Raw genomic sequence first — 26,859 nt, 5'->3', positions numbered from 1 at the left:
CTAAGGACCTTGATGTCACTGCCACTTGAAGGGCTCACCGCGATCGTCACCGGCGCGGGGCGCGGGCTCGGCCGGGCCGAGGCGCTGGAACTCGGCCGGCTGGGTGCGGCCGTAGTCGTCAACGACTACGGGCAGCCCGGATGGGACGGCTCGGGCGAGGCCTCGGCCACCCCGGCCGAGGAGGTCGCCGCCGAGATCCGTGCGGCGGGCGGCCGGGCGATCGCCCACACCGGGGACGTCGCCGATCACGAACAAGCGCGCGAACTCGTCGAGTCGGCGGTCGCCGAGTTCGGGAAACTGGACGTCCTCGTCAACAACGCGGGCATCCTGCGGGACCGGATGGTCTTCTCGATGACCGAGGACGAGTGGGACTCGGTCATCCGGGTGCACCTCAAAGGCCACTTCAACACAACCCACTTCGCGTCCGTGCACTGGCGGGCCCGTTCCAAGGCGGTCGGCGGCCCCGTCTACGGACGCATCGTGAACACCTCCTCGGAGGCGTTCCTCGCCGGCTCCGCCGGACAGCCCAACTACGCGGCCGCGAAAGGCGGGATCGTCGGTCTGACCACCTCGACGGCGCTGGCGCTCGCCAAGTACGGCGTCACGGCGAACGTCATCTGCCCGCGCGCCCGGACCCGTATGACGGAGGACGTCTTCGCCGGATTCGGACTGCCCGGCGACCGTCTCGACCCATTGGCCCCCGAGCATGTCGCCCCGCTCGTAGGCTACTTGGCCTCACCTGCCGCCGCGCAGGTCAACGGCCAGCTCCTCGTCGTCCACGGTGGCATGGTCGCGGTCGTCGAACGACCGCGGGTGGCCGCGAAGTTCGACAGCAAGCAGGACACGTTCAGCCACGACGAACTCGACGCGCTGCTCACCCCGTACTACGCGGACCGGCCGAGCGGCGAGACGTTCGCGGCGGCGGAGGTGCTGGGGCTCAAGCGGGACGGGGCGGGCTCTCCCCGCTGAGCAGCCGGGCGCGCCACCCGCTACGTGATGCTGGTGCACCTGCCCGACGGCCGGGGCACCGAACTCAACGGCCGCCCACGCAAAACGCTCGGCTGGGAAACCCCAGCCGAGCGACTGCATGACCTGCTCACGGCCTGATCAACACGACCATGTGTTGCGCGACCCCCGGAAAGCGTCTGGTGCGAGCGGGGCCGTATGCCGGTTCGGCGTGCCGTGGGGTCCGTCGGGCCGTCGTGTGGGTCGGCCGTCCCGTCCTTGGGCGTCGTGCCTGTTGTTCGTGCCGTTCCTGTCGGGCGATGTCCTGCCCGACCTGTCCTGCGGCCCTCAGGCCTTCGTGGCCGACTGGCCGGACGGCTTGCGGTGGCGGCCCTGAGGGGTCGCCTCGTCGTCGTGGCCGGAGACCGGGCCGCGGTGTCTGCCGTGGCCTTCGGACCGGGTCGCCGACGTCTCGTGGACGTCCGTGCCCGGTGCTTCCATGGTGCTGAAGTCGTTCATTGAAGTGTTCACCCCGTATGCAAGATCCTTCTTTACAGCCGGGGGATTCTAACGTGCGGTCATCGAGCGGGAGTCGGAGGGTGACGTTTCTTCGCCCGTGTCGTCCCTTTCCTCCCTGTCCGTGCGGGATGCCGCCCCCGCACTCCCGGCGGGCGGGGCGGCCGCGTCCCCTGGCACCGGACCGGTCGGCTGGAGCGGACCGGTGCCGGCGCTGGTGGGACCCGCGTCGGCCGGACCCGCGTGGAGAGCCCGGCGGACGGGCAGTGCGGTCCGGGGTCCGGCCTCCTCCTGGAACTCCGCGGGCTCCTTCGATACGGCGGCGAGCGCCGAGGCCGGTTCGGCCTCGAACCCCGGACGGCTCACCGCGGTCCTCAGGGCCACCTGGCCCCGGAACTCCCCGAAGGCCGACGGCGCGTTCCCGTTCCCGTACCCGCCCCCGAGACCCGTGTCGGCGGGGAGTGTTCCACCCGCCCTGGTGCCGAGACTCATGCCGGGTGGCGGAGTTTCGGCGACCTTGGTCCAGAGGTTGGGCTCGGTTGTGGGTGTTTCGGCGGCCCTGGTCCAGAAGTGCTCCGCGGGCGGGGGCGGTTCGGCGGGCGCGGAGCCGGGGATCGCGACGGCCGGGAGTCGTTGGCCGGTCCTGTGAGCGGGGCCTGCGACGGCCGGGAGTGGTCCGGTGGTCCTGTGAGCGGGGCTTGCGACGGCCGGGAGGGGTTCGGCGGTCCGGGCGCCATGGCCCGTGACGGGCGGGAGCGGCCCGGCGGGCGCGATCCTGCCGGCACTGGCACCAGCACCAGTGCCGGCACCAACTCCAGCACCAGTGCCTGAACCGGTGCCTGAACCGGTGCCTGAACCAACTCCAGCACCGGCGCCTGAACCGGCTTCGGCACCCGCACCGCCGCCGATTCTCATGACCGGCGGAAGTGGTTCGGTCGTTTCGATGCTGAGGGTCATGCCGCCCGGGAGTGTTCCGTCGGCCCTGGACCTGAGACTCATGCCGGGTGGGGGTGTTTCGGCGACCTTGGTCCAGAGGCCGGGCTCGGTCGTGGGGGTTTCGGTGACCTTGGTCCGGGGCTTCGGCTCGGTCATGGGTGTTTCGGACACCCTGATCCAGCGGCTCGGCTGGGGCGGGACCGGCTCGGTGGTCCCGGTGATGGGGCGCGGGTCGGGCCGGAGCGGTTCGGCCTTCTGGGTGGCGAGCCGTACGGCGGGCGGGAGTGCCCCGGCCGGCTCGTCGCCCGGGTTCGTGTCGGCCCGCCGCGCTTCGGCGGGTGCGGTCCTGGTGGTGAGGCTCGTCACCGTCGACAGCGTCTCCGGGCCCTCGGGCGCGTGGCCCGCAGTGGCGTGCGACGCTCCGGCGCCGTCGGCGGCGCGGGTCGCTTCGGCTCCCGGGGCACGAGCGGTGTGCGTGCTCAGGGCCAGGTGGACCGGAGGCGTCCGGGCCGGGCCGGTTCTCGGGGCCGGGTGGGGCGGACCGGCCGGCCGGCCGATCTTCAGGGGCGCCTGCTGGAGGGGGACCGGGTGACGCGCGGGGCGTGCCGGGGGAGCCGGATCCCCTGTGTCCGGCTCCCCCGTCCCCCCGGGTGCTCCCAGCCGTGCGACACCGCACGGGACGACCCCCGTGGCGTACGGCAGCCGGAGGACCCCCTCCGGGGTCCACAGCCCGGCGCCGGGCAACCAGCCCTCGGGTGCCGGGCGATGGTGGATCCGGCGCTCGGACGGGCGCCACAGGCCCACCCAGGTGCCGCCCGGTCCGTCGATGCGCAGGGCGACGCCGCAGGACTCCGGCATCAGTACCTGGCCCGGCTGGATCGCGAACGGGGTGATCGAACAGCCCGTCGCGGTCAGGCAGTCCGGGAAGCGGACGGGCAGGGCGCTGCCGAGCACGCCCCAGCCGAGACGGTCCCGGCCGGGGGACGGCGCGTCGGAGCGGATGAGCAGAAGTCCGCTGTCCGCGTCCGCGAGGAGCAGCCGGTCGTTGCTGTGGTCGGCGATCTGGAGGAGCGGCGACACCTCTCCGCCGCGCTCCAGGTCGACGACCACGGTCTTGGTGCGGCCGTTCTGGAAGCGGTCCAGCGCGAGCAGGCGCCCCGTGCGGTCCAGCCACACGCCTCCCGAGCAGTGGCCCGGCACCTCGGCCAGATGCTCGGGGCCGAACGCCCCGCCCGCCACCAGCCACACCGCCGTCGACCCCCGGCCCACCGCGAGGGCGTACGCGCGTTCCCCGTCCGGCGCGGGCGGCAGCAGCCGCAGCACGGTGCCGACGTCGGGGCACTCCACCGCACCGAGCGGGAGCTCGCCGGTGCCCGGCCCGGTCGGGTAGAGGAGGGAGAAGGCGTGGCGCCCGTCGTCCGCGCGATGGATCAGCACCCTGCCGTCGGTCAGCGGCTGCACTTCGGTGCCGGGCTCCTCCGGCTGCGGGCCGGGCAGCGGTACGGCGTACGGCTCGGGGCCGTCCAGCGTCCAGCGCTCCGGGTACCAGGACTCGCCGTCGCGGGCGAGCCGTGCCCCGTAGGTGCCGTCGGCGGTGATCACACAGACGGGACGCGCGGCCCACCGGCTCGCGTCGTCGCCGTACTCAGCGCCGTTCTCGCGCTCGCTCTGCACCACGGGTTTTGTCGCACCGGCCGTCATCGTTCGGTCACCTCCGGCGACGAAGGTAGTTTTCGCACGCACAGACGGGGGAGCGACGGGCTGCTGCTTCACACATAAGGGTGGCCATGTCGTGATTCGCCTGAGGGAACGGGGTGGATGTGCTGAACGATGGTGGAGAGACGGGGCCGGGGCGACGGGAACCGCGTTCCGCCCGCCGCCCGAGCGCCGGCCCCGTGGCCCGCGACCGGTCGGACAGGGACATAAGACAGGTAGCCTTTCCCCGTGCCCCGTCTGTCTGAAGTCATCGCCGCGCTCGACGCCCTCTGGCCCCCGGAGCGGGCCGAGGGGTGGGACGCGGTCGGCACCGTCTGCGGCGACCCCGACCAGGAGGTCACGCGCGTTCTGTTCGCCGTCGACCCCGTCCAGGACATCGTCGACGAGGCGGTGAAGCTGGACGCCGACCTGCTCGTCACCCACCATCCGCTCTATCTGCGCGGTACGACGACCGTCGCGGCCGGCACCTTCAAGGGCCGTGTCGTGCACACGCTGATCAAGAACGACATCGCGCTGCACGTCGCCCACACCAACGCCGACCGCGCCGATCCGGGAGTCAGCGACGCCCTGGCCGGGGCGCTGGACCTGCGGGTCGTACGTCCGCTCGTGCCGGACCCCACCGACCCCGAGGGCCGCCGTGGCCTCGGCCGCGTCTGTGAGCTGGACCACCCGCTGACCCTGCGCGAGCTCGCCGCGCGGGCCGCCGAGCGGCTGCCCGCCACCGCGCAGGGCATCCGCGTCGCGGGCGACCCCGAGGCGATGGTGCGGACCGTGGCGGTCAGCGGCGGCTCCGGGGACAGCCTCTTCGACGACGTGCGCGCCGCCGGCGTGGACGCCTTCCTCACCGCGGACCTGCGGCACCACCCGGTGTCCGAGGCCCGCGCCCACAGCCCTCTCGCGCTGCTCGACGCGGCGCACTGGGCCACCGAGTGGCCCTGGTGCGAGCTGGCAGCCGCCCAGCTCGACGAGATCTCCGACCGGAAGGGATGGGGACTGCGCGTCCACGTCTCCCGGACGGTCACCGACCCCTGGACCGCCCACGCGGCCTCACACACCGACACATCAGGAGCCCCCAACTGAACGCCGCGCCCGCCGACCAGATCCGACTTCTCGACGTCCAGACCCTCGACGCCCGCCTGCAGCAGCTCGCGCACAAGCGGAGGTCGCTGCCCGAGCACGCCGAGATCGAGTCGCTGAACAAGGACCTCACCCAGCTGCGCGACCTGCTCGTGGCCGCGCAGACCGAGGAGAGCGACTGCGCCCGCGAGCAGACCAAGGCCGAGCAGGACGTCGACCAGGTGCGTCAGCGCGCCGTCCGCGACCAGCAGCGCCTCGACTCGGGTGCCGTCACCTCCCCCAAGGACCTGGAGAACCTCCAGCGCGAGATCGTCTCCCTCGCCAAGCGCCAGGGCGACCTGGAGGACGTCGTCCTCGAGGTCATGGAGCGCCGCGAGTCCGCCCAGGAGCGGGTCGCCGAGCTGACCGAGCGCGACGCCTCCGTCCAGGCGAAGATCGACGACGCGACCGGGCGCCGTGACGCCGCCTTCGAGGAGTTCGACGGCGAGGCGGCCACGGTCACCAAGGAGCGCGAGGTCATCGCCGCCACCGTGCCCGCCGATCTCCTCAAGCTGTACACCAAGCTGCGTGACCAGCAGGGTGGCGTCGGCGCCGCCCGGCTCTACCAGCGCCGCTGCGAGGGCTGCCGCCTGGAGCTCAACATCACCGAGGTGAACGACGTGAAGGCGGCCTCCCCCGACACCGTGCTGCGCTGCGAGAACTGCCACCGCATCCTCGTGCGTACGTCCGAGTCCGGCCTGTAGGGAGTTCGGCTCGTGCGGGAGTTCATCGTCGAGGCGGACGGGGGTTCCCGGGGCAACCCGGGGCCCGCGGGCTACGGCTCCGTGGTCATCGACGCGGCCACGGGGGAGACGCTGGCGGAGCGCGCCGAGTACATCGGCGTCGCCACCAACAACGTCGCGGAGTACCGGGGCCTGGTCGCCGGTCTTGAGGCGGCCCGCGACCTCGACGCGACCGCACGGGTCCGGGTCCGGATGGACTCCAAGCTCGTCGTCGAGCAGATGTCCGGACGCTGGAAGATCAAGCACCCGGACATGAAGCCGCTGGCGGCGCGGGCGGCCCGGGTTCTCCCGCCCTCCCAGGTCGCGTACGAGTGGATGCCGCGCGAGCGGAACAAGCACGCGGACCGGCTGGCCAACGAGGCGATGGACGCCGGCAAGCGGGGCGAGGCCTGGTCGCCGTCGGCGTCGACGGCGGAACTGGACGCGCGGGCGGCGCGGTCCGCGGCGCCCGAGCCGACGGGCCCGCCCGGGGACGCGACGGCCGGCGCGGCGAAGGCGAGGGCGGCACTGTCCGGCACCCGCGGTGCCGCGGAGACGCCCCCTTCGGCAGCGCCCCGAGAGGGGCGCGGGGAACTGCGTGACCAGCCACTGGCGGGCGGCACTCGGACGACGGTCACGGGTCCTGCCCCGTCCGCCGACGGCGAGGCCGCGAGGTCGGTGAGCGACGAGGCGCCCGGAGGGGGGCGCGGGGAACTGCGTGACCAGCCGCGGACGGGCGGCACTCGGACGACGGTCACGGGTCCCACCCCGTCATCCGCATCCGGCGGCGAAGCCGCGAAAACGGCAGACGCCGGGCGGGCCGCGAAGTCGGCGACCGACGGGCGGGCCGTGAAGTCGGAGAACGATGTGCGGGCCGCGCAGAACGTGGCCACCACCGCACCCACCACCGGCTGGAGCGCCGCCCCCGACATGGGCGCCCCCGCCACCTTCGTCCTGCTGCGGCACGGCGAGACCGCGCTGACCCCGCAGAAGCGGTTCTCGGGCAGCGGCGGCAGCGATCCGTCGCTGTCCGACGCGGGCCGGGAGCAGGCGGAGCGGGTCGCCGCCGCGCTGGCGGCGCGCGGCACCATCCAGGAGATCGTGTCCTCCCCGCTGGCCCGGACCCGGCAGACCGCGGGGGCCGTCGCCGCCCGGCTCGGCCTCGACGTCGTCATCGAGGACGGCCTGCGCGAGACGGACTTCGGTGCCTGGGAGGGGCTGACCTTCGACGAGGTGCGCGAACGCCACCCGGACGACCTGAACGCCTGGCTCGCCTCGCCGGAGGCCGAACCGACCGGCGGCGGCGAGAGCTTCGCCGCGACCGCGCACCGCATGGCGGCCACCCGCGACAAGCTGATCGCCTCCTACGCGGGCCGCACGGTCCTGCTCGTCACCCACGTCACCCCGATCAAGACACTCGTACGACTGGCTCTCGGCGCCCCGCCGGAGTCCCTGTTCCGGATGGAACTGTCGGCGGCGTCCATCTCGGCGGTGGCGTACTACGCGGACGGCAACGCGAGCGTCCGGTTGTTCAACGACACCTCACATCTGCGCTGAGCGGGATGCTGGTCAGCCGCGCCGGGCGGCGCGGTCGCGAAGGATCCCGGCGGTCTCCCGGTCCGCCGGGAGGAACGCCTCCAGATGGAGCTCGGCGAGCGTGACGTCCACCGCGGTCGCGAACGACGTGAGCGTGGTGAGCAGTCTCAACTCGCCCTCCGGGCACCGCAGTCGCAGCGGCACGGCGAATCCGAGGTAGTCCGCGCCGGGCTCGCTCGCCGGAACGTACTCCGCCAACTCCTCCACCAGCGCGTCGAGATGTGGATCGGGGCTGCGCAGGGACCGGGCCCGCAGGTTCTCCACGATGTGCTGTCCCCAGGCGTCCAGGTTCACCACCCGTGACGCCATCCCGCGCGGATGCAGGGCCAGCCGCAGCACGTTCACCGGTGGCTCCAGCAGCTCGGGAGCGGCCCCCTCGGTCAGGACGTCGAACGCCGCGTTGGCCGCGACGAGTTCACCGCGCGGTCCCGCCACCACTGCCGGATACGGCAGATGCCCTTCGAGGATGCTGTCCAGCGCCTCCCGTACGGGCTTCAGCGCGGCCGCGTCGAGCGACGACTCGGTGAACGCGGGCGCGTAACCGGCCGCCAGGAGCAGCGCGTTGCGCTCCCGCAGGGTCAGGCCCAGCGACTCGGCGAGCCGGATCACGATCTCTCTGCCGGGCACCGAACGCCCGCGCTCGATGAAACTGACGTACCGCTGCGTCGTGCCCGCGCGGGAGGCGAGCTCCAGCTGGCTCACCCGGCGCGCGTGCCGCCAGCGCAGCAGCTCCCGGGCGAAGGGAGGGGGTTCGGTGGAGGTACCCGTCGTCATGCGATCAGTTGTACGTCACGGGTACGACAGCGGCACGCGAGCACTCGTCATACCTTGCCGGGAATTGAGCGGAGCTCCCGCTGCGAACAGCATGGGCGCATCCACTCGGGAGCCCACTCAGGGAGCGGACATGCGCGCCTACCACCTCGAAACGCCCGGCACCGTCGACGGGATCGTCCCGCGCGAGTCGGCCCGGCCCGAACCGGGACCCCGCGAGATCCTCGTCCGGGTCCGTGCGGTCTCCCTCAACAAGCGTGACCTGCTGATTCTGCAGGGGACCTACCCGCTGAAGGCCGTGCCGGACGTGATCCCGCTGAGCGACGGAGCGGGGGAGGTCGTGGCGGTGGGGGCGGAGGTGACCCGGTTCGCGGTGGGCGACCGGGTGGCTGGCACGTACTTCCCGAACTGGCTGGACGGCCGGATCACCCCCGACCGGTTCGACCAGCCAGGCGCCACCCTCGACGGCATGCTGACCGAGTACGCCTGCCTGGGCCAGGAGGCCGCGGTGCGCGTTCCGGGCCATCTGACCTGGGAGGAGGCGGCCTGTCTGCCCTGCGTCGGGGTGACCGCCTGGCAGTCCCTGACGGGCGGCGAGCCGCTGACCCCCGGCCAGACCGTGCTCACCCTCGGCGCCGGCGCGCTGTCCCTGTTCGTCGTGCAGTTCGCCAAGATGCTGGGCGCCGAGGTCATCGCGACGACATCGAGCGAGGTCAAGGCGGACCGCCTCAAGGCCCTCGGAGCCGATCACGTCGTCAACTACGCCGAGAACCCGGAATGGGGCCTCGCCGTAAGGGAGTTGACCGGCGGTCGCGGCGCAGACCTCGTCGTCGAGACGAACGGGCCCGACACCATCGAGCAGTCGATGCGCGCCGCCGCGCTCTACGGCCAGGTCGTGCTCCTGATCACCGGCAACCCTCGCAGGAACGGTATCGAGATCTCCAACGCGGCCTACGCGGCGAGTCTGGCCACGATCCGCCGGGTCTTCGTGGGCAGCCGCGCGCACTTCGAGTCCATGAACAGGGCGCTGGAGCTGCACGGGACGCGCCCGGTCGTGGACCGTGTCCTCGGTTTCGACGAGGTGCGGGAGGCCTTCCGGTACTACGAGAGCGGCGCGGCCTTCGGCAAGGTGGTCATCCGCGTGAACTGAGCGGGAGCGGGAGCGGGTGTGGGAGTGAGAGCGGGTGTGGGAGTGGGCTGCGGCTAACGTCGCAGTGCCGACGCTTCCCGTGCCAGGTCCTCCACCCGGCGCCAGTCCCGTGCGGCGATCGCGTCGGCCGGAAGCATCCAACTGCCGCCTACACAGCCTACGTTGGGAAGTGCGAGGTAGTCCGGCGCACACTCGGGGCCGATGCCTCCCGTCGGGCAGAACCGCGCCTGCGGGAGGGGCCCCGCCAGTGATTTCAGGTAGGCCGTGCCGCCCGCGGCCTGCGCGGGGAAGAACTTCATCTCGCGTATCCCGCGCTCCAGCAGCGCCACCACCTCCGAGGTGGTGGACACCCCCGGCAGGAACGGCACTCCGGACGCCTTCATCGCGTCGAGCAGTACGTCCGTCCAGCCGGGGCTGACCAGGAAGCGGGCGCCCGCCGCCACCGACTCGGCCACGTGCTCCGGCGTCAGGACCGTGCCCGCGCCCACCACCGCGTCCGGCACCTCGGCCGCGATGGCCCGGATCGCGCCGAGCGCCGCCGGGGTCCGCAGTGTCACCTCGATCGCGGGCAGTCCGCCGGCGACCAGCGCCCGCGCCAGCGGCACCGCGTCAGCGGCGTCCGCGATCACGAGGACGGGGACGACGGGCGCGAGATCCAGGACGGAGGCATGCGGAGACGAGGGCGATGACGAAGCCATGCCCACATCCTGCCCGGGGTATGCAACATGCGCAAAGGTCGTTGCGCATGTTGCAACGTCACGGGTGGCTCAGTGGATCTCCTTCACCACCACGTCGAGCGCCCACGGCCTGCCCGCCTTGCCGGGGGCTTCCGCCTCCACCGTGTACCGGAGGTCCCGCAGCGCCTCCACCAGCTCCGCCGGGTTCTTCGGCGTCGCACTCGCGGTGAGCAGGCTGCGGACGATCTTGCCCTTCGTCGCCTTGTTGAAGTGGCTGACGACGGAACGCTTCTCGACCCCGTTCACCATCTGCGCGTGCAGCACCCGTACGGTCGCCGTCCGTTCCGCGACCTCGCCCTTGGGCTTCCACGCCGCCGTGTACGCCGAGGACCGCAGGTCCAGCACGAGCCCGTCGCCCGCGGCCTCGGGGAGCGCGGCGGCCATCGGCGTACGCCAGTGCGCGCCCAGCGCCCCGAGGCCCGGCAGCTTCACGCCCATGGAGCAGCGGTACGAGGGGATCCGGTCGGTCACCCGTACCGCGCCCCACAGCCCGGAGAAGACAAGCAGCGAACGGCCCGCGCGCCGCTTGGCCGGGGTGTCCAGCGAGGCCAGGTCCAGGGCGTCGTACAGGACCCCCGTGTAGATCTCCCCGGCCGGGCGGGTACCGGCGGTCCGCAGTTCCGTGTTCTTCGCGATCTCGCCGCGCAGGCCCTCGCTCAGTCCGAGGACCTCACGTGCCTTCTCCTCGTCGGCCACGCACAGCTCGACCAGCTCGTCGAGGACCGCCAGGCGCGCCTCCGTGAGACCCGGCAGGGACAGCGACTCCGGCTTGAGCGCGGTTCCCCGGCCGGAGGGCGCCTTGCCTTCGGAGGGCGGCAGCAGCACGAGCACGGTTGGTTCTCCTCACGGTGGATATGGCCGGGCGCCAGCCTACGGGGTACGACCGAGCCGCTTTCGCCGCCCGGTTCCGCTGCTCGGCTCGGCGTGCTCAACGGTCGGCCCCGGCCTACGCTCGACCCATGCCTCGCCGTCACGTCCGCGTCACCGGAGCACCGGAGGCTCCGCTGCGAGCCGCCCTCGGCGCGTTGCGGACCGAACTCGGTGTGCCCGAGAGCTTCCCGGCCGAGGTCCTCGCGGAGGCCGGGCGGCCACCCCGCCTGCCCTCGGACGACGCGACGGACATCCCCCTCTTCACCATCGACCCGCCCACGTCCGACGACCTCGACCAGGCGATGCACCTGTCACGCCGCGAAAAGGGCGGTTACCGCGTCCAGTACGCCATCGCCGACGTCGCCGCCTTCGTGGCGCCCGGCGGAGCCCTGGACGCCGAGGCGCACCGGCGCGTGGTGACCCTCTACTTCCCTGACGGCAAGGTCCCCGTCCACCCGCCCCAGCTCTCGGAGGGCACCGCGAGCCTCCTCCCGGACCAGACCTGCCCGGCCGTCCTGTGGACGATCGACCTCGACCCGGACGGCCGTACGGAGACGACCGGCGTCCGCCGCGCCCTGGTCCGCAGTCGCGCCAAGCTGGACTACACGGGGGTACAGGGGCAGATCGACGCGGGCACGGCGGAGGAACCGCTCGCCCTGCTCAAGGTCATCGGCAGACTGCGCGAGGCCCTGGAGGTCGAGCGCGGCGGTATCTCGCTCAACGTGCCCGAACAGGAGATCGTCGAGAAGGACGGGACGTACGAACTCGTCTACCGGGCCCCGCTGCCCGCCGACGGCTGGAACGCGCAGATCTCCCTGCTCACCGGGATGGCGGCGGCCGACCTGATGCTCGCGCACGGCACGGGAGTGCTGCGGACGCTGCCCGCCGCGCCGGACGGGGCGGTCGGACGGCTGCGCCGTACCGCGCGGGCCCTGCGCATCGACTGGCCGCACCACGTCTCGTACGCGCAGCTCATCCGCTCCCTCGACCCGCACCGGCCGCACCACGCCGCCTTCCTCCAGGAATGCACGACGCTGCTGCGCGGCGCCGGGTACACCGTCTTCCGGGACGGGGCGCTCCCCGAGGTCACCGCGCACGCCGCCGTCGCCGCGCCCTACGCCCATTGCACGGCCCCGCTGCGCCGGCTCGTCGACCGCTACACCTCGGAGATCTGCCTCGCGGCCGCCGCCGGTCGGCCGTCTCCCGAGTGGGTCCTCGCGGCCCTCGACGCCCTGCCCAAGGAGATGGCGCAGGGCAGCAGGCGCGCGGGCACCGTCGAGCGCGAGTGCGTCGACATCGTCGAGGCCGCGCTGCTCAAGGACCGGGTCGGTGACCTCTTCGAGGCCTGCGTGGTGGACGTACAGGAGCACGAACCGACGGTCGGCACCGTGCAGTTGGAGTCCCCGGCGGTCTTCGCCCGGATCGCGGGCGGCACGACGGAGCTGCCCCTGGGCGAACGCCTGAGGGTCCGGCTCACCCAGGCGGACCCCGGAACGGCGAAGGTGCAGTTCGCACCCGCTTGATCCCGGGAACGAACGCAGGCATGGAAACGGGGGACGCGCGTGTTCACCTCCTGGGAGCGACCGCACAAACGCGGCGGCGAGGGGGAGAGGCGGCCATGGCCGGACGGGGAGAGGCGACCGGGACCGTACGGCGGGGGCCGACGGTGCCCGTACTGCGTGGAGCGACCGCGTCCGTGAAGGAATCCGCAACGGGATCCGTAACGGGCCCCGCGAAGGGCCTTGCGAAAGAAGAGGCCCGTTGGACCCGGGCCTTCCTCGGTCGGGACGGCCGGCCCCTGGATCTGCTGACCGCCCGCTTCGACCAGCACCGCTACGCCCCGCACGCCCACGACGAGTTCACCATCGGCGTCTGCGTCGGCGGCTCGGAGATCATCGACTACCGGGGTGGCCACATCCGGACCGGCCCGGGGTCCATCGTCGTGCTGGCCCCCGGCGAGATGCACACCGGCGGTCCGGCCGCCTGCGACGGCTACGCCTACCGGGCCCTGTACGCGGAGCCGTCCCTGCTCTCCGAGGGCGCCGTCGGCGGCCTCCCGCACTTCCGTGAACCCCTCCTCGACGACCCCCGACTCGCCGCCGCGCTACGCGCCGCGCACACCGAACTGAGCGCCTGCCCCGACCCGTTGGAGGCCGAGTCCCGCTTCCCGTGGCTGCTGGCCGCGCTGGCCCGGCGCCACTCCACGGCACGCCCGGACCGCGACGAGATCCCGGGCGCCGCGCACATAGCCGACGCCGTACGGGACCGCCTCGCCGACGAACTCCAGGACCCGCCCTCCCTCGCCTCCCTCGCCACGGACCTCGGCCTGTCCCGCTACCAGCTCCTGCGCGCCTTCCGTACGACGATGGGGATACCGCCGTACGCCTGGCTGGCCCAGCACCGGGTGAACCGGGCCCGCCGCCTCCTGGAGTCCGGACTGCGGCCCGCCGAGGTCGCCGGGATCGTGGGCTTCGCGGACCAGGCGCATCTGACACGCTGGTTCCGCCGGGTGCTGGGGGTGACACCGGCGGCGTACCGCGCGAGCGTGTTCCCGTCGCCGTAAGGCAGACGGTCACGTCACCGGCGCCGGAGCGCAACAGCGTTCAAGACGCCCCACCGCGCGGTGACCGAGACTGCCGCCATGACTGCACGCGGCTGGTTTCTGTTCTCCCTGATGGGAGTGGTCTGGGGCATCCCCTACCTGATGATCAAAGTGGCGGTGGACGAGGTGTCCCCGTCGGTGGTGGTGTTCACGCGCTGCGCGGTCGGCGCCGCGCTGCTGCTCCCCTTCGCGATCCGTCAGGGCGGCCTGACACGGACCGTACGGGCCCACTGGCGCCCGATGCTGGCCTTCGCGATCATCGAGATCATGGTCCCCTGGTGGACCCTGACGGACGCCGAACGCCATCTGTCCAGCTCCACCGCGGGCCTGCTGATCGCCGGGGTGCCGATCATCGGCGTGGCCGCTGCCCGCCTCTTCGGCGACACGGAACGGCTCGGCGCGCGGCGGATCGCGGGCCTCGCGCTCGGCCTGACCGGCGTCGCGGTCCTCACGGCCCCGCACCTGACCGGCGGCGACGCCCGCTCGCTCGTCGAGGTGCTGCTGACGGTCGTCGGCTACGCCACCGCGCCGGTCATCGTGGCCCGCCACCTCAAGGACGTGCCGTCGCTCCACCTCACCGCCCCCTGCCTGGCCCTGGCGGCGCTGGTCTACGCCCCGGCGGCGGCGGCCACCCGGCCGGACGCGATACCTTCCGGACAGGTCCTGGCCGCCCTCGCGGGCCTGGGCGTCATCTGCACGGCCGTCGCCTTCGTGGCCTTCCTGGAACTGATCAAGGAGGCGGGCCCGACCCGGGCGACGGTGATCACGTACGTCAATCCGGCGGTCGCGGTCGCGGCGGGAGCCGTCTTCCTGGACGAACGCCTGACCTCCGGAATCCTCGCCGCCTTCGCCCTCATCCTGGCGGGCTCGGTCCTGGCCACGGCGACTGCCGGTCCTCGGCGTCCGGTCCGCCCGGTACCATGGTCGACACGGCAGACGAGCCGGGCGGACGGCCGCGTGGAGGTTCTTGTGGACCTTCCCGAGGAACGTCCGGGCTCCACAGGGCAGGGTGGTGGCTAACGGCCACCCGGGGTGACCCGCGGGACAGTGCCACAGAAAGTAAACCGCCGAGAACTCCGGTTCCCGGTAAGGGTGAAACGGTGGTGTAAGAGACCACCAGCGCCTGAGGCGACTCAGGCGGCTAGGTAAACCCCACCCGGAGCAAGGTCAAGAGGGGCCGCTTTCCCGGAAGAGAAGGCGGCTCTGCGCGGACGTTCGAGGGCTGCCCGCCCGAGTCCGCGGGTAGACCGCACGAGGCCGGCGGCAACGCCGGCCCTAGATGGATGGCCGTCTCCCCGGCCGCCGCGAGGCAGCCGGGCGACAGAACCCGGCGTACAGCCCGACTCGTCTGCCGCTCAGGGTTTCTGACCAGAAGGAACGCAGGTCAGAGCAATGCCGGTGATTTAGTGCATTAGCGCTGGTGGGCGCCGTACTGGTGGTGGTTTTTGGGTGCGTAGGGCCCTGGGGTGCATGGGGAGATTCGCCCCGTTCTGATGATGCGCCAGATGATCTCGGGACATGGCAACGGGGCTCCCGGTAGGACAGAAGATCTCCACAGTCCGAGGGGATTGACACCAGGCGTCGCGCCTGCCGGCGGGGAGACGGCTTCGTCACCCTGTGAAGGTGATGAGTTCGTCCAGTAGCCGCTCCGACAGGCTGTTGTCGCCGAGGAAGCTCTTTACCGAGGCGTCCTCGTTGCGCCGAGGGTCCAGGGTCGACCAGTTCAGGTCGTAGCCCGCGTCGGTGCTGAGCTGGGTCAGGAACGCCCGCTGGGTGCGGCCGTTGCCTTCGCGGAACGGGTGGAGGACGTTCAAGTCGCCGTACAGCGCGGCAAGTCGGATGACGAATTCTCGCCGGGGGAGATCCCGTAGGTGACCGGACGAGGCGAGACGGCCGAAGACCTCTCCGGCGTAGGGCACCAGGTTTCTCGCCGGGCAGAACGGTGTGCGCTTGGCGATGTTCACGGTGCGTAACTCGCCTGCCCACGGATAGATGTCACCGAAGACCGCGGCATGGAACGCTTGGAGATGGCCGAGGTCGTACGCGCCTGGTAGGGGGCGTTCGGCGAGCATGGCGAGGCGTGCCCGGGTGATGTCCGCCTCCGCTGCCGCGAGCAGCTGATGGTCGGTGATACCGAGCTTGTTGCGCAGCACGCCGTTGGGCATGGCGTACGGATCGTTCACCCTGCCCGTCGCTCCGAAGTCTGTCGGTGGCGGGCGATCGCGCGGGCGACAAGAGTGTCCGCGTCGAGATCGCCCTTCACGTACGCCTCGGTGTCGCGATCGGAGGCATCGGAGGCATGGAGCCCCTCAGCCTCGATGGAGCCGGTGGCCGAGGCGACGGCCGCACGCCGTGCCGCTCGGCCGCTCAGCGCCTCGAAGGCATCGACGGACAGGAGGACGCCCTGGGGCTTGCGGTGGGCGCCGATCAGGACCGGGTCGGCATCCGCGCCGGACTCTGACAGGTCAGTCAGGATTCGCGACAGTCTCGCGCGCGCATCGCTGACGGTCACGACCTGAGGGATCTCCATACTGTCACCGTACCCATATAGAGGCTCGATTCTGTACAGATTCTAGTACAGATTCCGGTGAATGTCCCGTCCCGGCTTGGCTGAGGTTCGATTTCCGGGGCGGGGCGGGGCGGGGCGGGGGACCTGGGGACGTGCGGCGAGGGCGGCGGAGCCGGGCATTGCGTCGATGGCGTACTTGTCCCATGCAGGCCGAGGACTGCGGAGTGGCGGCCGAAAGCCTCGGTGATCGGCTCGACGACCTTGCGGGACAACGTCGTTTCCAGGGTGGACCGTTTGACGCGGGGGAAAGCGACCCGCGCACCGTTGACCGGGCGTCAGGCAATAGGTGAGTCAGGCGGCTTGGTCCTGAGCAACTGGGCGAATATGTAACGGAGTTGGCCGGGGCGGCGAGAACTGGGGACGTGTAAGCCGGCGCTGGCGCGCTACCATCCCCCTGAGCCTGGCTCGGTGTGGTGGCAGGCGGTTCGGGGGAGTGGATGACATTCGCACAACCAAGGCGGGTAAATTTCCCGTCTTCGGCGCGATCGCCGCGGCTGGCGATTCTGCGCCCTGACAGTGACTTACTTCGTCTGCTCGATGCCGACCACACCAAGGAAAGGTCCTACTCCCAACCCTGTCGTGACTGGCCCGAGGCCAAGTCGCACCTCGCGATCCTGCTTGCTCCTGCCGAACAGCAGGGTGGAGAAGGTGGCGAGGAGCAGCCGGAACGGATCTGGGGGCTGGGTGTCGTACGCCCTGCTCATGAGACCGACCGAGACCGGAAGGTCATCGTCACCCGTGCGCGAAGGCTTCAAGGCCTGGTGCCTGTCTCAGGGCTCTGGTGCGCCGGCGGTGAGCGAGACGTCGCACTCTTCAAGTCGTTACCGGAAAGCGGTCCTGTCACGGTCGGCGCAGACACCGTGTTCGCCAATCTCCGGCAGATCTCCCCTGATGCCGAGGCCGAAGTCCAAAGGCTGATGCCTTTGCTCGACGAATCCGAAGGCTGGAGCGAGGGGGAGCTCCGCTGGCGTGATGAGCGTGACGCTCTTCTGCTCTTCGCCAAGATATCCGGGATGGCTACCCCTGACGACTTCTCGGCGGTACGTCTCTGGGACAGGACAGCCGCCCGGGCAGCCTTTATCAGAGGGCTTGTCGGGACTGCGGTCCAGCCGATGCTCGACGACATCCGCGGGCGGGCGGCGACGAGGTTCAGCGGCATCGGTGAGACCGTCGTTCGAGCGTTCGCGAGTCGCGGAGGCAACCGAAGTTATGACTTCGAAGCCACGTCGATAACCGATCGGTGGGTGGTGGACGGTGGGGAGGGCTCCCTCGACGCCTACTACTACCACGTCGGCACCGGGACGCTCGTCATGCTGCGCTACGTGCGTCCCGGCCCGAACGGGCTCTTCTCGCCCGACGCCCGGCACGGTCTGGACGAGTTCCACAGCCGTGTTCACCGCCTGCCGAGGCGCGACCGGCGGACCGCTGACGATTACAGCTTGCTGTACGACCCTCTCTTTCTCCGTATTCATGAGCAGGTGCCCTTCACCGCTGCTCTGCACCGGACGAGCCCTGGTGCGATCTACCCCTACGACCAGGTCGCCGCAGCGATCTCGGCCGCGGCGGAACCAGGTCTCCCAGGCCCTTCCGCGGGCGCGCTCACCCGCCACCTGGTACCGACCCACTTCGCCCAACTGGTGCGCGACGGTTGGTTCGGCGCGAGCGGGGTGCCCTTCGAAGCGGCCCTGGACTGGGTGGAGGCCACGATCGAGACGGCCGGTGTTGCTTTGGTGGTCGTGGACTTCAGCCTCCGGCAGCGCGGCAACGGCTCAGGGATCTAGACGCGGGCGTAGGCCATCAACAGGACACCACCAATAGGAAGGCAACCATCCATGGCCACCTCGGGGGCGGACACACCTCGCCCGGTCACGCAGGTCCGCGAGCAGCTGCACGAGACATTCGACGGGGTGATAGACGACAGCGACATCGCCCACTTCCGAGGCGACAACTACGAACAGCGTTTCCTCTCCCGAGCCCTCGCAGCCCTCGCGGTACGACGCGTGGCCAAATGCAGCGTGGCCGAGGCGGCCCGGTTCGTCACGGACGGCATCGCGGACCAGGGAATGGACGCCATCGCCCCCCTGCCGGAGAGCCGACAGGCTCTGCTCGTCCAGGCGAAGTGGAGCGACAAGGGCACGGCGACCCTCGACGTGGGCGCCGCCAAGGCGATGGTGGACGGCCTGAACCGTATCGAGAACGAGTTGTACGACCAGTTCAACCAGCGTGCTGGCGCGCTCGCCCTGGAGGCCAGGCCGTTCATCATCAACGAGAGAGCCACTCTGGTCATCGCGCTGATGGGCACTGTGGAGCCCTCTCCGCCCGCACGCGAGGTTCTCGACAACGCTCTCGACGAGTTCAACAAGCACGGCGCCCGCATGAGCGTCGAAGTGCTGTATGCCGCAGACTTCCATGACCAGATCCACGCGGATCTCCGGCCGAAGCCGATCCGTCTGGACGTACGCCTTGACGACTGGTACCAGCAGAAGGGACCGCTCGAGGCCTACCAGGGCACGGTCTCCGCCGAGAGTGTCGCCGAGTGGTACGAGACGCACGGTACCGGCCTGTTCGAGCAGAATCTCCGGGCCCCGCTCGGGACCACCGTCACGAACGCGGAGATCGGTCAGACCCTTACGTCCGATCCCACGAGATTCTGGCACCTGAACAACGGCATCACCATGATCTGCAACTCGCTCACGGCGAAGCACGACAGCGCCAAGGCACCGCAGAGCAGGCCGACCACTCTCACCGTGACGGGGGCGAGCATCGTCAACGGCGCTCAGACGGTACGGGCTGTCGCCAGGGCCATGCACGACGACGGCGAGGCCGCGGCCCACGCCACCCTGAGCATCAAGGTCATCAACACGCACGAAGACCGGAAATTCGGCGTGCAGGTCTCGCAGGCGGCGAACCGGCAGAACGCCATCGAGCAGCGCGATCACATCGCGCTGGAACCCGTGCACCAGGCGATCAAGGCCAACCTGCGCGCCGAACTGCGCAAGCAGTACGTGATCAAGCGCGGCGAGCCGGTCGCCGCGCCCGAGACCGGTTGTTCACTGGACGAACTCGCTCTCGCACTAGCGTGCCTGCACCCGGACGCGGAACAGGCCGCCCGGGCCGCCAGTTCCACGGAGAACCTCTGGGAGCAGGGCCCCACGGGCAGTCACACCCTGCTGTTCAAACGCGAACCCTCGCCGCAGAAGGTGTGGCGCTCCGTGCTCACGCTGCGCGCGGCACGGAGCGCGGTCTACGAACTGGGCAGTGGGCAGAACAGCCGGGAGGCTGCGACCACCGAGCACGGTGGCTTTCTCGTCACCCACCTGCTCTTCCAGCATCTTGGTGCCACGAGTATCGACGACCCCGACTTCGACTGGGACAGCGAGGTCATGGAGAAGATCCCCGCCCTCGTACCGGATCTGGTGCGTCGCCTGACGCACCAGATCGTCACTCGTCATGGGCCGCGTCCCCAGATCAGGACCGCCTTCCAGAGAGCGGAGACATGCCGGGAGCTCGCGAAACATGTCCTCGGTGACCTGGCCGATGGCGTCGCCGTTCCCGCACCTCCCGCGAAGGAGCGCAAGCCGCGTCGCCCGAACACCGTGCCGCTCCTGGTCGACCGCCGGGCCATCAAGGACGGAGCTCCCCTCCAGTACGTAGCTCTGAACGAGCCCGAACGTGACGCCATGGAAGAGTGGCTCGTCGAAGACGAAAGGCGACGTCAGGCGACCTGGGTCAATCACCGGACCAAACCGATCCTGTGGGCGTACGACGAGCAGCAGTACTCGCCGTCCGGACTGGTGTCGAAGATGTGGGCGGACGCAGACTGGGACGAGCGGCCCGTGGCCAACCAGGGAACGGCTCGCTGGTTCCAGTCGGATGGCCTGAGCCTGTGGGATCTGGCTCAGCGCATCCACAGCGAAGAGGCCGAGGACGAGGACGAGGCCTGACGGCGTGCGCACGGCACCCGCAGGACGTCAGTGAAGGCGTGGTCCCTCCGGGCCGCGCAGCCGGGCGAGGAGGTCGGCGATCTCGCGGGTCTCCTCGTGGTCCTCGCCGAGGAGGACGCACATGTCCTCGTGGAGGGCGTCGAGGACGCCCTCGGCCTCGGTGCGGCGACCCTCGGAAAAGAGGAGAATGCCGATGCTGCGCCGCAGGTCGAGAGCGGTCTCGGAGGCGTCCCCGTCCGCGTCGGACACGACCTCCAGAACCTCCTGGAACTCCCGCAGGGCGGCGGTGGCCTGGCCGAGGTTGGCCCGGCAGTGGGCGGCGTGCCGACGGCACTCCAGCGTGCTTTCGTCGGCCGGTCCCGCCGTACGGGCGTAGACGGCGGCCAGTGCGTCGAACTCCGGCAAGGCACGCCGGAAGTCCTCGCCGGCCATGAGGACCGCCGCGCGCTGTCGCCGCAGACCGAGTACACGGGGGTTGTGTGCACCGAGGGCGGTGGCCGCCGTGGCGATCACCGCCTTGAGGATGTCCGCGGCCTGGGCGAACCGCCCGCTCCCGGCCAGGTCCGCGGACCTGGCGTAGGCGTCCCGGATCGCATCCCGCAGCGCAGTGTCGACGCGCGCCGGGACCGGTACGGGAGCCACCAGCCCGGGCGAGGGTGCGGGCGTCGTGGTCCGTCGCAGGGGTGCGTTCGGCTGCCGGTAGACCACTGTCGGGTCGGGAACCACCGAAGGGGAGCCGGCCTCGGTGAGTGTCACGGGGACAGCCGCCGATCCCGGCTGCGGCAGGTGCGGCGATAAACGCTCGTACACCGCGTACGCGTCGGCCGGACGCTGCTCGGGCACTTTGGCCAGCAGGTCCAGGGCCAGCGCCTCCAGGTCCTCAGGCACCTCGGGCCGCAGGGTGCGGAGCGGCTTCGGCGGTACGTCCATGTGCTGGTACAGGAGCTGGTATTCGTTGTCGCCACTGAAGACCGGCTCTCCGGCGAGGAGTTCGTGCAGCACGCAGCCGAGCGCGTAGAGGTCGCTGAGTGGTGTGATCTGCGCGTTGTCGATCTGCTCGGGCGGCATGTAACGGCTGGTGCCGATCCGGTCGCCGGCGGCTGTGAGCCGGGTGACGTCCGTGCCCAGCAGTTTCGCGATGCCGAAATCCAGCACTTTGACCGTGCCGTCCGTGGCGATCAGGACGTTGTCCGGCTTCAGGTCGCGGTGCACGACCGGGATGGCGTGCGCGTACGACAGGACGGTGCAGATCTGTGCCGCGATCGACGCGGCCCAACTCACCGGGAGCCGCGCGGTCGTTCCGTCCTCCGCACTCGTGAGCAGCCTGCGCAGGGAGATCCCGCGCACGTACTCCATCACCAGGTACAGCCGGTCGTACGACGCCTCGTCCAATACCGCGTCAAATACCTGGGGCACTCCGTGATGCCCGATTCTTGCGGTGACGCGCGCCTCGCGTTCGAAGCGGCGGGTGAACTCCTTCGCCTGCGCGGGCGACGAGATGACGTCGGGCCGGATGAGCTTGACCGCGATCTCCCGGTCGAGGACAGCGTCATAGCCGCGCCAGACCGTGCCCATACCGCCGGACTCGATCACCTCGATCAGCTCGTAGCGGCCCTGCTCGCCGATTCTCCTTGCCTGCGACACGCGTTGCGCCCCCGTCGTCCTGATGCCATGTCAGTCGATCGCTGTACACGGTACCTATTGGCGGGGCGCGCGGCAGGGGTTACAGCAGGTGGTCGGCCTTGCCGGCCTTGATGTCGGTGATGAGGGTGCGCAGGGCTTCGAGGGAGTCGGTGAGATATCGGTCCTCCTGGCCGTTGACGGCTATGTAGCCGTTGCCGTCGGCGTCGGTTCCGAGGCGGAAGCAGGAGCTTCCCTCGGCGCAGAAGGGGTTTTCCCAGGTGATGTCGGGCACTGGTGCTCCTCACAGTTGGCGTGCGAGTTCACGAATGAAATCTCGGGACTGCTCTGGCGGCAGTGCCAGACCTTCCAACAGATCGAGTTGTGCCCGGTATTTCGCCAACTGCCCTTCGGCGTGAAGGAAGGTGGGTCCGTGGGAGCTGTCCACCTGCACTGTATCGAGCTGCGATACGGGTCCTTCGATGTAGACGACGGTCTGTCCGGCTCCAGGGAAGGCGCCGTGGGCGAAGGGGAGGACGAGCACGGTGACGCTGTCCCGCTCGGAGACCTCCAGCAGGTACCCCAACTGGGCACGGGCCACGTCGGTACCGCCGAACTGCATCCGCAGTGCGGCCTCGTGGATGACAGCGACGTACGGGATCGCGGTGTCGCCGGTGATCACCTGCTGGCGTTCCGAACGCAGCGCGAGTCGCAGGGCAACCTCGTGCTCGGGCAGGGCAGGGACCGCGGCTCGGAAGATGGCCATCGCCTGTTCCGATGTCTGGAGCATGCCCGGCACGTGCACGGTGTTGGCACCGCGCATGCGTGCGGCGTTGCTTTCCGTTTCTGCGATGTCCAGCAGGCCTTGAGGCAGGATGCCTCGATAGCGCTCCCACCAGCCTGTACTCACCTGGGCCATCGTGATGAGCGCCTCGACGTATGCCTCATCGGTCACATCGCAGTTGCAGGCCAGTGTGCGCAGGCGGTCGGCGTTGATACCCCGGACTCCTGACTCGATGTTGGAGATCTTGCCTCGGTCCACACCCAGTAGGCCCGCCGCGAACTCTGCGGACATGCCTGCCACGGTACGGATGCGCCGCAGCTCACTTCCCAGTCGCTTTTGCTGTTCCGTGGGGGTCGTCCTCGGGGGCATGGGGTTCTCTCCATCCGGCGGGGGCCGCCCGGTCGCACTTGGGGCCGCCTCACCTCTCCGTGGTGAATTCTCTTGAGTGCGTGGAAAATTTACCACCGCCTGCTCTACTGTCAGTATCGCGCAAGTTACACACCGCAACGCCGGAAGCGCACCGTGCGAGCATGCCCGTCCGCCCTGGGGCGGGTGTGCCCGCGACCAGGGCGGTAGGCCACCGGCAACCCCAAACCCCTCACACAGCCGTGGAGTTCGCTATGCCCGAGATCCCCCTCGTACCTGTCCACTGGCGCTTTCCTGCCCACCCCACCTCTGTGCGACGGGCCCGGCACGCCGTCGCCGAATCGCTGCCGTACGTCCTTCGCCCCCACCTGGGCGACGACCTCTGTCTGTTGACCTCCGAGCTGGTCACCAACGCCATCCGTCACGGTGCCTGCGGGGAGGACGAGAACCTCATCGAACTCGTCCTCTGGCCCGCCGACGGACACTATTGGCTCGCCGTCTCCGACCCGGGTGTCGGCAAACCCGAACTGGCCCGCCCGGAAACGGACTCCGAGAGCGGTCGGGGTCTGATCCTCGTCGACAGTCTCGCCGCCGCCTGGACCGTCTGGCCCCGCCACACGCGCGGGACGTCCGTGGTCGCGGGCCTCGCTTTCCAACAGGGTGGTTGATCCTGCGGACGGACGGACGGGCGGGTCAGGCCGCCTCGTCGTCGATGTTCTCCTCCCGGCGGATCATCCGCCAGGCAGCCCGGCGCGCACTCTGGTTGAGCGACTGCTTGAAGCTGTCGTCGTGGCTGAAGTACTGCCGTCCCATGTCGGCGATGGTGTCGATGTGTTCGGCCATCTTGTCCTCGAAGACCTCGTCGAAGACGAGACCGAAGTTCTCCTCGTCGTTGACGGCGGCGGCGCGGACCTTCGGGTCCGCCTTCGCCTCCGAGAACGGTGTGATCACGTCCTGATCGGTGAAGTCGGTGCCGAACTTGTCGTTGAACTTCTCGATCAGCTCCGACAGCAGTGACTTCTCCTGCTCCTTGGCACCGCCCCCACCTTCGCCGAAGCCGCGCAGCTCCGCCGCTCCCTCGGCGGTCAGCGCGAGGTCGTGCTCGCCGGTCTTCTGGATGCGCAGGTGACTGAGGTCGACGTCCCCTATGTCCACGCCGCCGTCTCCGCGTCGCGGCAGGCGGTTGAGCAGGTGGCGGCCGTAGAGGTAGAGGCATTCGAGGTCGGCGTCGCGGTAGGGCACGATCTGCGAGAGGAAGCCGTACTTCCGTACGTAGTCGTTGAGATCCGCGCGGAACTGCTCGGCGGCCTCGGCGGCTTCCTCGTCGGGGTCGCCTGCCTCGTCCTTGCGGTCCAGCAGTTCGGTGAACCGCTCGACGGCGGGGCCGAGATGCCGGTACAGCTCGGCGTGCAGCTTCTCCCAACGGGCCACCGAGCCTGCCGCCTTCGCCTCGGCCGCCAGATAGGCGTCCGCGAACTCCCGCATCTCCTCCTCGACGAGAATGTCGGGCTGCATGACCTGGCTCTGCGCGATGTAGAGGAGGTTGGGGTCGGAGGGAAGGGTGTTCGCCTCCTCGAAGTACGGGCGGAAGGACTCCTTGATGTCCTCGGCGTCGTTGACGAAGTCCAGTACGGCCAGGTCCGTCTGCGACTTGCGGTCAGCGGTGCGGTTCAGACGGGAGAGGGTCTGGACGGCGCTGATGCCCGCGAGCTTCTTGTTCACGTACATCGTGGTGAGCAGCGGCTGGTCGAAGCCGGTCTGGTACTTCTCGGCGACGACCAGGATGCGGTACTCGCGCTGAGTCGCCGTCCCGCCGGTGCGTACGGCCTTGTCGTCCTTGCGCGTGTACGCGAACGCCTTCGGCAGCGCGGACTCGGCGAGGCCGCCGTTCTCCTTCGGCTCGGTGATCTCCTCGCCGTCGTACGTCAGGCTCCCGGAGAACGCGACCAGGACGCCGGGGTCGGCGTACGCCTGGTCGCCGACGTACTTCCTGATCTGACGGGCCATCTGCACGGCGCTGTGCCGGGAGGCCGTCACCACCATGGCCTTGGCGCGCCCGCCGAGCCGGCCGGCGGTGTGCGTGCGGAAGTGCTCGACGATCACCTGCGCCTGCTGCGTCACGGTGGAGTCGTGCGTGAGCGCGTACCGGGCGAGCAGGGGATTCGCCTTGGACGGGTCCACCTCGCGCTCGGCCGGGTTCTTGTTCACCAGCTTCCAGTAAGTGTCGTACGTGACGTAGGTGCGCAGGGGGTCGAGGATGAAGCCTTCCTCGATGGCCTGGCGCATCGAGTACGTGTGGAAGGGGACGTACGTCGGCTTGCCGTTGACGGTGTCCACGGTGCCGAAGAGTTCGAGCGTCTTGGCCTTGGGCGTGGCCGTGAACGCGAAGTAGGAGAGGTTGGAGGCCTTGCTGCGCTGGGTGGCCTTGCGGATGAGCCTGGCTTCGGTGGTGGCAGCCGCCGCTTCCACCTCGGTTGCCCCGGCCTCGTCGGAGTCCGAGTCCAGGCCCAGGTCACGCAGTGCCGCCCGCACGGCCGTGGCGGCGTCACCGGACTGCGAGGAGTGCGCCTCGTCCACGATGATCGCGAAGTTGTGGCCCTGGATCTCGGTCGGGTTGCGGCGCAGGTAGTCGATGAGGGCGGGGAAGGTGTGCAGCGTGACGGTGATGATCTTTCCGGTCTCGCGGGACAGCGCCTTGGCGAGCTGGTCGGACTTCGCGCCGTGCTTCTCGTCGATCTTCACGACCAGACCGGCCGTCTTCTCGAAACTGCCGACGGTCTCGCGCAGTTGGGCGTCGAGATTGCGGCGGTCAGTGATGATCACGACCTTGTCGAAGACGGGCGCACCGGGCTTGAGTCCGGCGGCCAGGGCGTCGGGGTCGATCTCGTCGGGGTCGATGGGCGTGTGCAGTGACGACAGGCGGTGCGCCAGCCACCCGATGGTGTTCGACTTGCCGGAGCCGGCGGAGGCCATGCCGAGGTAGTTGTGACCGGCGCCGTGACGGGCCGCATGGCCGGCGAGCTTCTTGACGATGTCCCACTGGTGATAGCGCGGGAAGATCAGCTTCTTGCGTGTCCGCCCGTCCGGGCCCTTCTCCTTATTGAGGTGTACGAACCGCTCGATCAGGTCAAGCCAGGTGTCCCGCTCCCAGATCTGTTCCCAGAGGTAGGAAGTCGCGTACGTCCCGGGGACGGTGGGCGCCGGATTTGCCGCGCCGCCGGGCTTCCCCGGGCCCTCCGATCCCGTGTTGAACGGTAGGAACCGCGTCAGCTTGCCGCGCAGTTCGGGCGCCACGTAGACGACGTCCGTGTCCACGGCGAAGTTCGCGATGACGCGTCGTGCGAAGATCAGCTCAGTGGGGTCCCGCTTGAGTCGGTACTGCTCCTTGGCGTGCTCCGCCCCCTGACGGGTCAGGCCATTCTTCAACTCGGCGGTGGCGAGCGGAATTCCGTTGAGGAAAAGGGTGAGGTCCAGCTCGTTGCCCTTGTCTGCCTGCTTCGTCGCGTACTGCAACTCCTTCACGAAGGTCAGGCGGTTCGCCCGGTAGTCGTCCAGGACCGCGTCCGATGCGACGAGCGACGGCTTGAAGTACGCGAGCCTGATCAGGACGCCGTGGTCCTTCACTCCCTTGCGGAGTACGTCCAGCACACCGTCGGTTCCGATCGCCTGGTCCACGCGCTTGGCGAACCCGGCCTGGGCGGTGTTGGCGTCCCCTCCATAGACGGCGATCAGCTCGGCCCAGTCGTCGGCTTGGGTCTTGCCGATGAAATCGAAGAGCTGGGCGGTGTCCAGGCCGAGTTGGGGTTGGTAGTGCGACCGGCTTCCTTCGCTCCAACCGCGCTCCAGCAGGGCGGCGACTATGGCGTTCCCGAATGCTGCTTCGTCGTGGACGGACATGA

At 70.1% G+C, this 26,859-nt stretch carries 21 protein-coding genes, 1 other RNA gene and 1 pseudogene; 12 read left to right on the top strand and 11 right to left on the bottom strand.

Annotated features, from left to right (window positions below; all coding sequences use genetic code 11):
* Positions 1-12: 12 nt before the first annotated feature.
* Complete coding sequence (locus tag N4G66_RS35575; RefSeq protein ID WP_261708427.1) at positions 13-969, top strand: 3-oxoacyl-ACP reductase; 957 nt, start codon at positions 13-15, stop codon at positions 967-969.
* A 324-nt stretch (positions 970-1,293) separates the two neighbouring features.
* Here the strand turns inward: N4G66_RS35575 and N4G66_RS35570 are convergent, their stop codons facing one another.
* Both N4G66_RS35570 and N4G66_RS46045 read right to left on the bottom strand, forming a co-directional pair.
* Positions 1,294-1,464: a hypothetical protein gene (locus N4G66_RS35570; protein WP_261708426.1), complete on the bottom strand. Its 171-nt coding sequence runs from the start codon at positions 1,462-1,464 to the stop codon at positions 1,294-1,296.
* Positions 1,465-1,512: 48 nt separating this feature from the next.
* Positions 1,513-4,098 carry a hypothetical protein gene (locus N4G66_RS46045; RefSeq protein ID WP_261708425.1) on the bottom strand — a complete coding sequence of 862 codons (2,586 nt, stop codon included), beginning with the start codon at positions 4,096-4,098 and terminating at the stop codon, positions 1,513-1,515.
* Positions 4,099-4,341: 243 nt separating this feature from the next.
* Between N4G66_RS46045 and N4G66_RS35560 the strand changes: the two genes are divergently transcribed.
* From N4G66_RS35560 to N4G66_RS35550, 3 genes are read left to right on the top strand one after another with little or no spacing between them, the layout of a single operon-like run.
* Positions 4,342-5,193 (top strand): Nif3-like dinuclear metal center hexameric protein, encoded by an 852-nt coding sequence (locus tag N4G66_RS35560; RefSeq protein ID WP_261708424.1) that lies wholly within the window; start codon positions 4,342-4,344, stop codon positions 5,191-5,193.
* Positions 5,190-5,933, top strand: a complete 744-nt coding sequence (locus N4G66_RS35555) for a zinc ribbon domain-containing protein (protein ID WP_261708464.1) — start codon at positions 5,190-5,192, stop codon at positions 5,931-5,933. The genes N4G66_RS35560 and N4G66_RS35555 overlap by 4 nt, the downstream gene beginning before the upstream one ends.
* Positions 5,934-5,945: 12 nt before the next feature.
* Complete coding sequence (locus tag N4G66_RS35550; protein ID WP_261708423.1) at positions 5,946-7,508, top strand: bifunctional RNase H/acid phosphatase; 1,563 nt, start codon at positions 5,946-5,948, stop codon at positions 7,506-7,508.
* A 12-nt stretch (positions 7,509-7,520) separates the two neighbouring features.
* Here N4G66_RS35550 and N4G66_RS35545 read toward each other — a convergent pair whose 3' ends face one another.
* Complete coding sequence (locus N4G66_RS35545; RefSeq protein WP_261708422.1) at positions 7,521-8,321, bottom strand: helix-turn-helix domain-containing protein; 801 nt, start codon at positions 8,319-8,321, stop codon at positions 7,521-7,523.
* Positions 8,322-8,451: 130 nt separating this feature from the next.
* On the opposite strand from N4G66_RS35545, the gene N4G66_RS35540 reads away from it, so the two are divergent.
* Complete coding sequence (locus N4G66_RS35540; RefSeq protein WP_261708421.1) at positions 8,452-9,468, top strand: zinc-dependent alcohol dehydrogenase family protein; 1,017 nt, start codon at positions 8,452-8,454, stop codon at positions 9,466-9,468.
* A 53-nt stretch (positions 9,469-9,521) separates the two neighbouring features.
* Here the strand turns inward: N4G66_RS35540 and N4G66_RS35535 are convergent, their stop codons facing one another.
* Both N4G66_RS35535 and yaaA read right to left on the bottom strand, forming a co-directional pair.
* On the bottom strand, positions 9,522-10,166 hold the full coding sequence (locus N4G66_RS35535; RefSeq protein WP_261708420.1) for a bifunctional 4-hydroxy-2-oxoglutarate aldolase/2-dehydro-3-deoxy-phosphogluconate aldolase: 645 nt from the start codon (positions 10,164-10,166) through the stop codon (positions 9,522-9,524).
* Between the two features lie 69 nt (positions 10,167-10,235).
* A complete protein-coding gene (gene yaaA / locus N4G66_RS35530; RefSeq protein WP_261708419.1) occupies positions 10,236-11,036 on the bottom strand; it encodes a peroxide stress protein YaaA in 801 nt (266 codons plus the stop codon).
* A gap of 128 nt (positions 11,037-11,164) precedes the next feature.
* Between yaaA and N4G66_RS35525 the strand changes: the two genes are divergently transcribed.
* The 4 genes and pseudogenes from N4G66_RS35525 to rnpB all read left to right on the top strand — a co-directional run bounded on the left by N4G66_RS35525 (position 11,165) and on the right by rnpB (position 15,028).
* Positions 11,165-12,598, top strand: a complete 1,434-nt coding sequence (locus N4G66_RS35525; RefSeq protein WP_261708418.1) for an RNB domain-containing ribonuclease — start codon at positions 11,165-11,167, stop codon at positions 12,596-12,598.
* A gap of 95 nt (positions 12,599-12,693) precedes the next feature.
* Positions 12,694-13,638, top strand: a complete 945-nt coding sequence (locus tag N4G66_RS35520; protein WP_261708417.1) for a helix-turn-helix domain-containing protein — start codon at positions 12,694-12,696, stop codon at positions 13,636-13,638.
* A 78-nt stretch (positions 13,639-13,716) separates the two neighbouring features.
* Positions 13,717-14,496, top strand: a pseudogene (locus N4G66_RS46040) (DMT family transporter); the annotation flags it as partial.
* A 118-nt stretch (positions 14,497-14,614) separates the two neighbouring features.
* Positions 14,615-15,028: RNase P RNA component class A (gene rnpB / locus N4G66_RS35510), an RNA gene on the top strand.
* Between the two features lie 259 nt (positions 15,029-15,287).
* Here rnpB and N4G66_RS35505 read toward each other — a convergent pair.
* Positions 15,288-15,860 carry a Fic/DOC family protein gene (locus tag N4G66_RS35505; protein WP_261708415.1) on the bottom strand — a complete coding sequence of 191 codons (573 nt, stop codon included), beginning with the start codon at positions 15,858-15,860 and terminating at the stop codon, positions 15,288-15,290.
* The gene (locus N4G66_RS35500; RefSeq protein WP_261708414.1) at positions 15,857-16,207 is read right to left on the bottom strand and encodes an antitoxin VbhA family protein; all 351 of its coding nucleotides are present in this window, start codon (positions 16,205-16,207) and stop codon (positions 15,857-15,859) included. The genes N4G66_RS35505 and N4G66_RS35500 overlap by 4 nt, the downstream gene beginning before the upstream one ends.
* Positions 16,208-16,683: 476 nt before the next feature.
* On the opposite strand from N4G66_RS35500, the gene N4G66_RS35490 reads away from it, so the two are divergent.
* Both N4G66_RS35490 and N4G66_RS35485 read left to right on the top strand, forming a co-directional pair.
* A complete protein-coding gene (locus tag N4G66_RS35490; protein WP_261708413.1) occupies positions 16,684-18,027 on the top strand; it encodes a hypothetical protein in 1,344 nt (447 codons plus the stop codon).
* A gap of 51 nt (positions 18,028-18,078) precedes the next feature.
* Positions 18,079-20,190, top strand: a complete 2,112-nt coding sequence (locus tag N4G66_RS35485) for an AIPR family protein (protein ID WP_261708412.1) — start codon at positions 18,079-18,081, stop codon at positions 20,188-20,190.
* A gap of 27 nt (positions 20,191-20,217) precedes the next feature.
* On the opposite strand, the gene N4G66_RS35480 is transcribed toward N4G66_RS35485, so the two are convergent.
* The 3 genes from N4G66_RS35480 to N4G66_RS35470 form a co-directional block, all read right to left on the bottom strand.
* Positions 20,218-21,834, bottom strand: a complete 1,617-nt coding sequence (locus N4G66_RS35480) for a serine/threonine-protein kinase (protein WP_261708411.1) — start codon at positions 21,832-21,834, stop codon at positions 20,218-20,220.
* 79 nt (positions 21,835-21,913) lie between these two features.
* Complete coding sequence (locus tag N4G66_RS35475; RefSeq protein WP_261708410.1) at positions 21,914-22,105, bottom strand: hypothetical protein; 192 nt, start codon at positions 22,103-22,105, stop codon at positions 21,914-21,916.
* A gap of 9 nt (positions 22,106-22,114) precedes the next feature.
* The gene (locus N4G66_RS35470) at positions 22,115-22,963 is read right to left on the bottom strand and encodes a helix-turn-helix domain-containing protein (protein ID WP_261708409.1); all 849 of its coding nucleotides are present in this window, start codon (positions 22,961-22,963) and stop codon (positions 22,115-22,117) included.
* A gap of 251 nt (positions 22,964-23,214) precedes the next feature.
* Here N4G66_RS35470 and N4G66_RS35465 point away from each other — a divergent pair, with 251 nt between their 5' ends.
* On the top strand, positions 23,215-23,628 hold the full coding sequence (locus N4G66_RS35465; protein WP_261708408.1) for an ATP-binding protein: 414 nt from the start codon (positions 23,215-23,217) through the stop codon (positions 23,626-23,628).
* Positions 23,629-23,653: 25 nt separating this feature from the next.
* On the opposite strand, the gene N4G66_RS35460 is transcribed toward N4G66_RS35465, so the two are convergent.
* Positions 23,654-26,857: a type I restriction endonuclease subunit R gene (locus tag N4G66_RS35460; RefSeq protein ID WP_261708407.1), complete on the bottom strand. Its 3,204-nt coding sequence runs from the start codon at positions 26,855-26,857 to the stop codon at positions 23,654-23,656.
* Positions 26,858-26,859: the final 2 nt, after the last annotated feature.

The sequence above is a fragment of the Streptomyces rhizosphaerihabitans genome, assembly GCF_025399795.1.
GTDB lineage: Bacteria > Actinomycetota > Actinomycetes > Streptomycetales > Streptomycetaceae > Streptomyces > Streptomyces rhizosphaerihabitans.
This window is presented reverse-complemented; position numbering and strand designations above follow the sequence as displayed.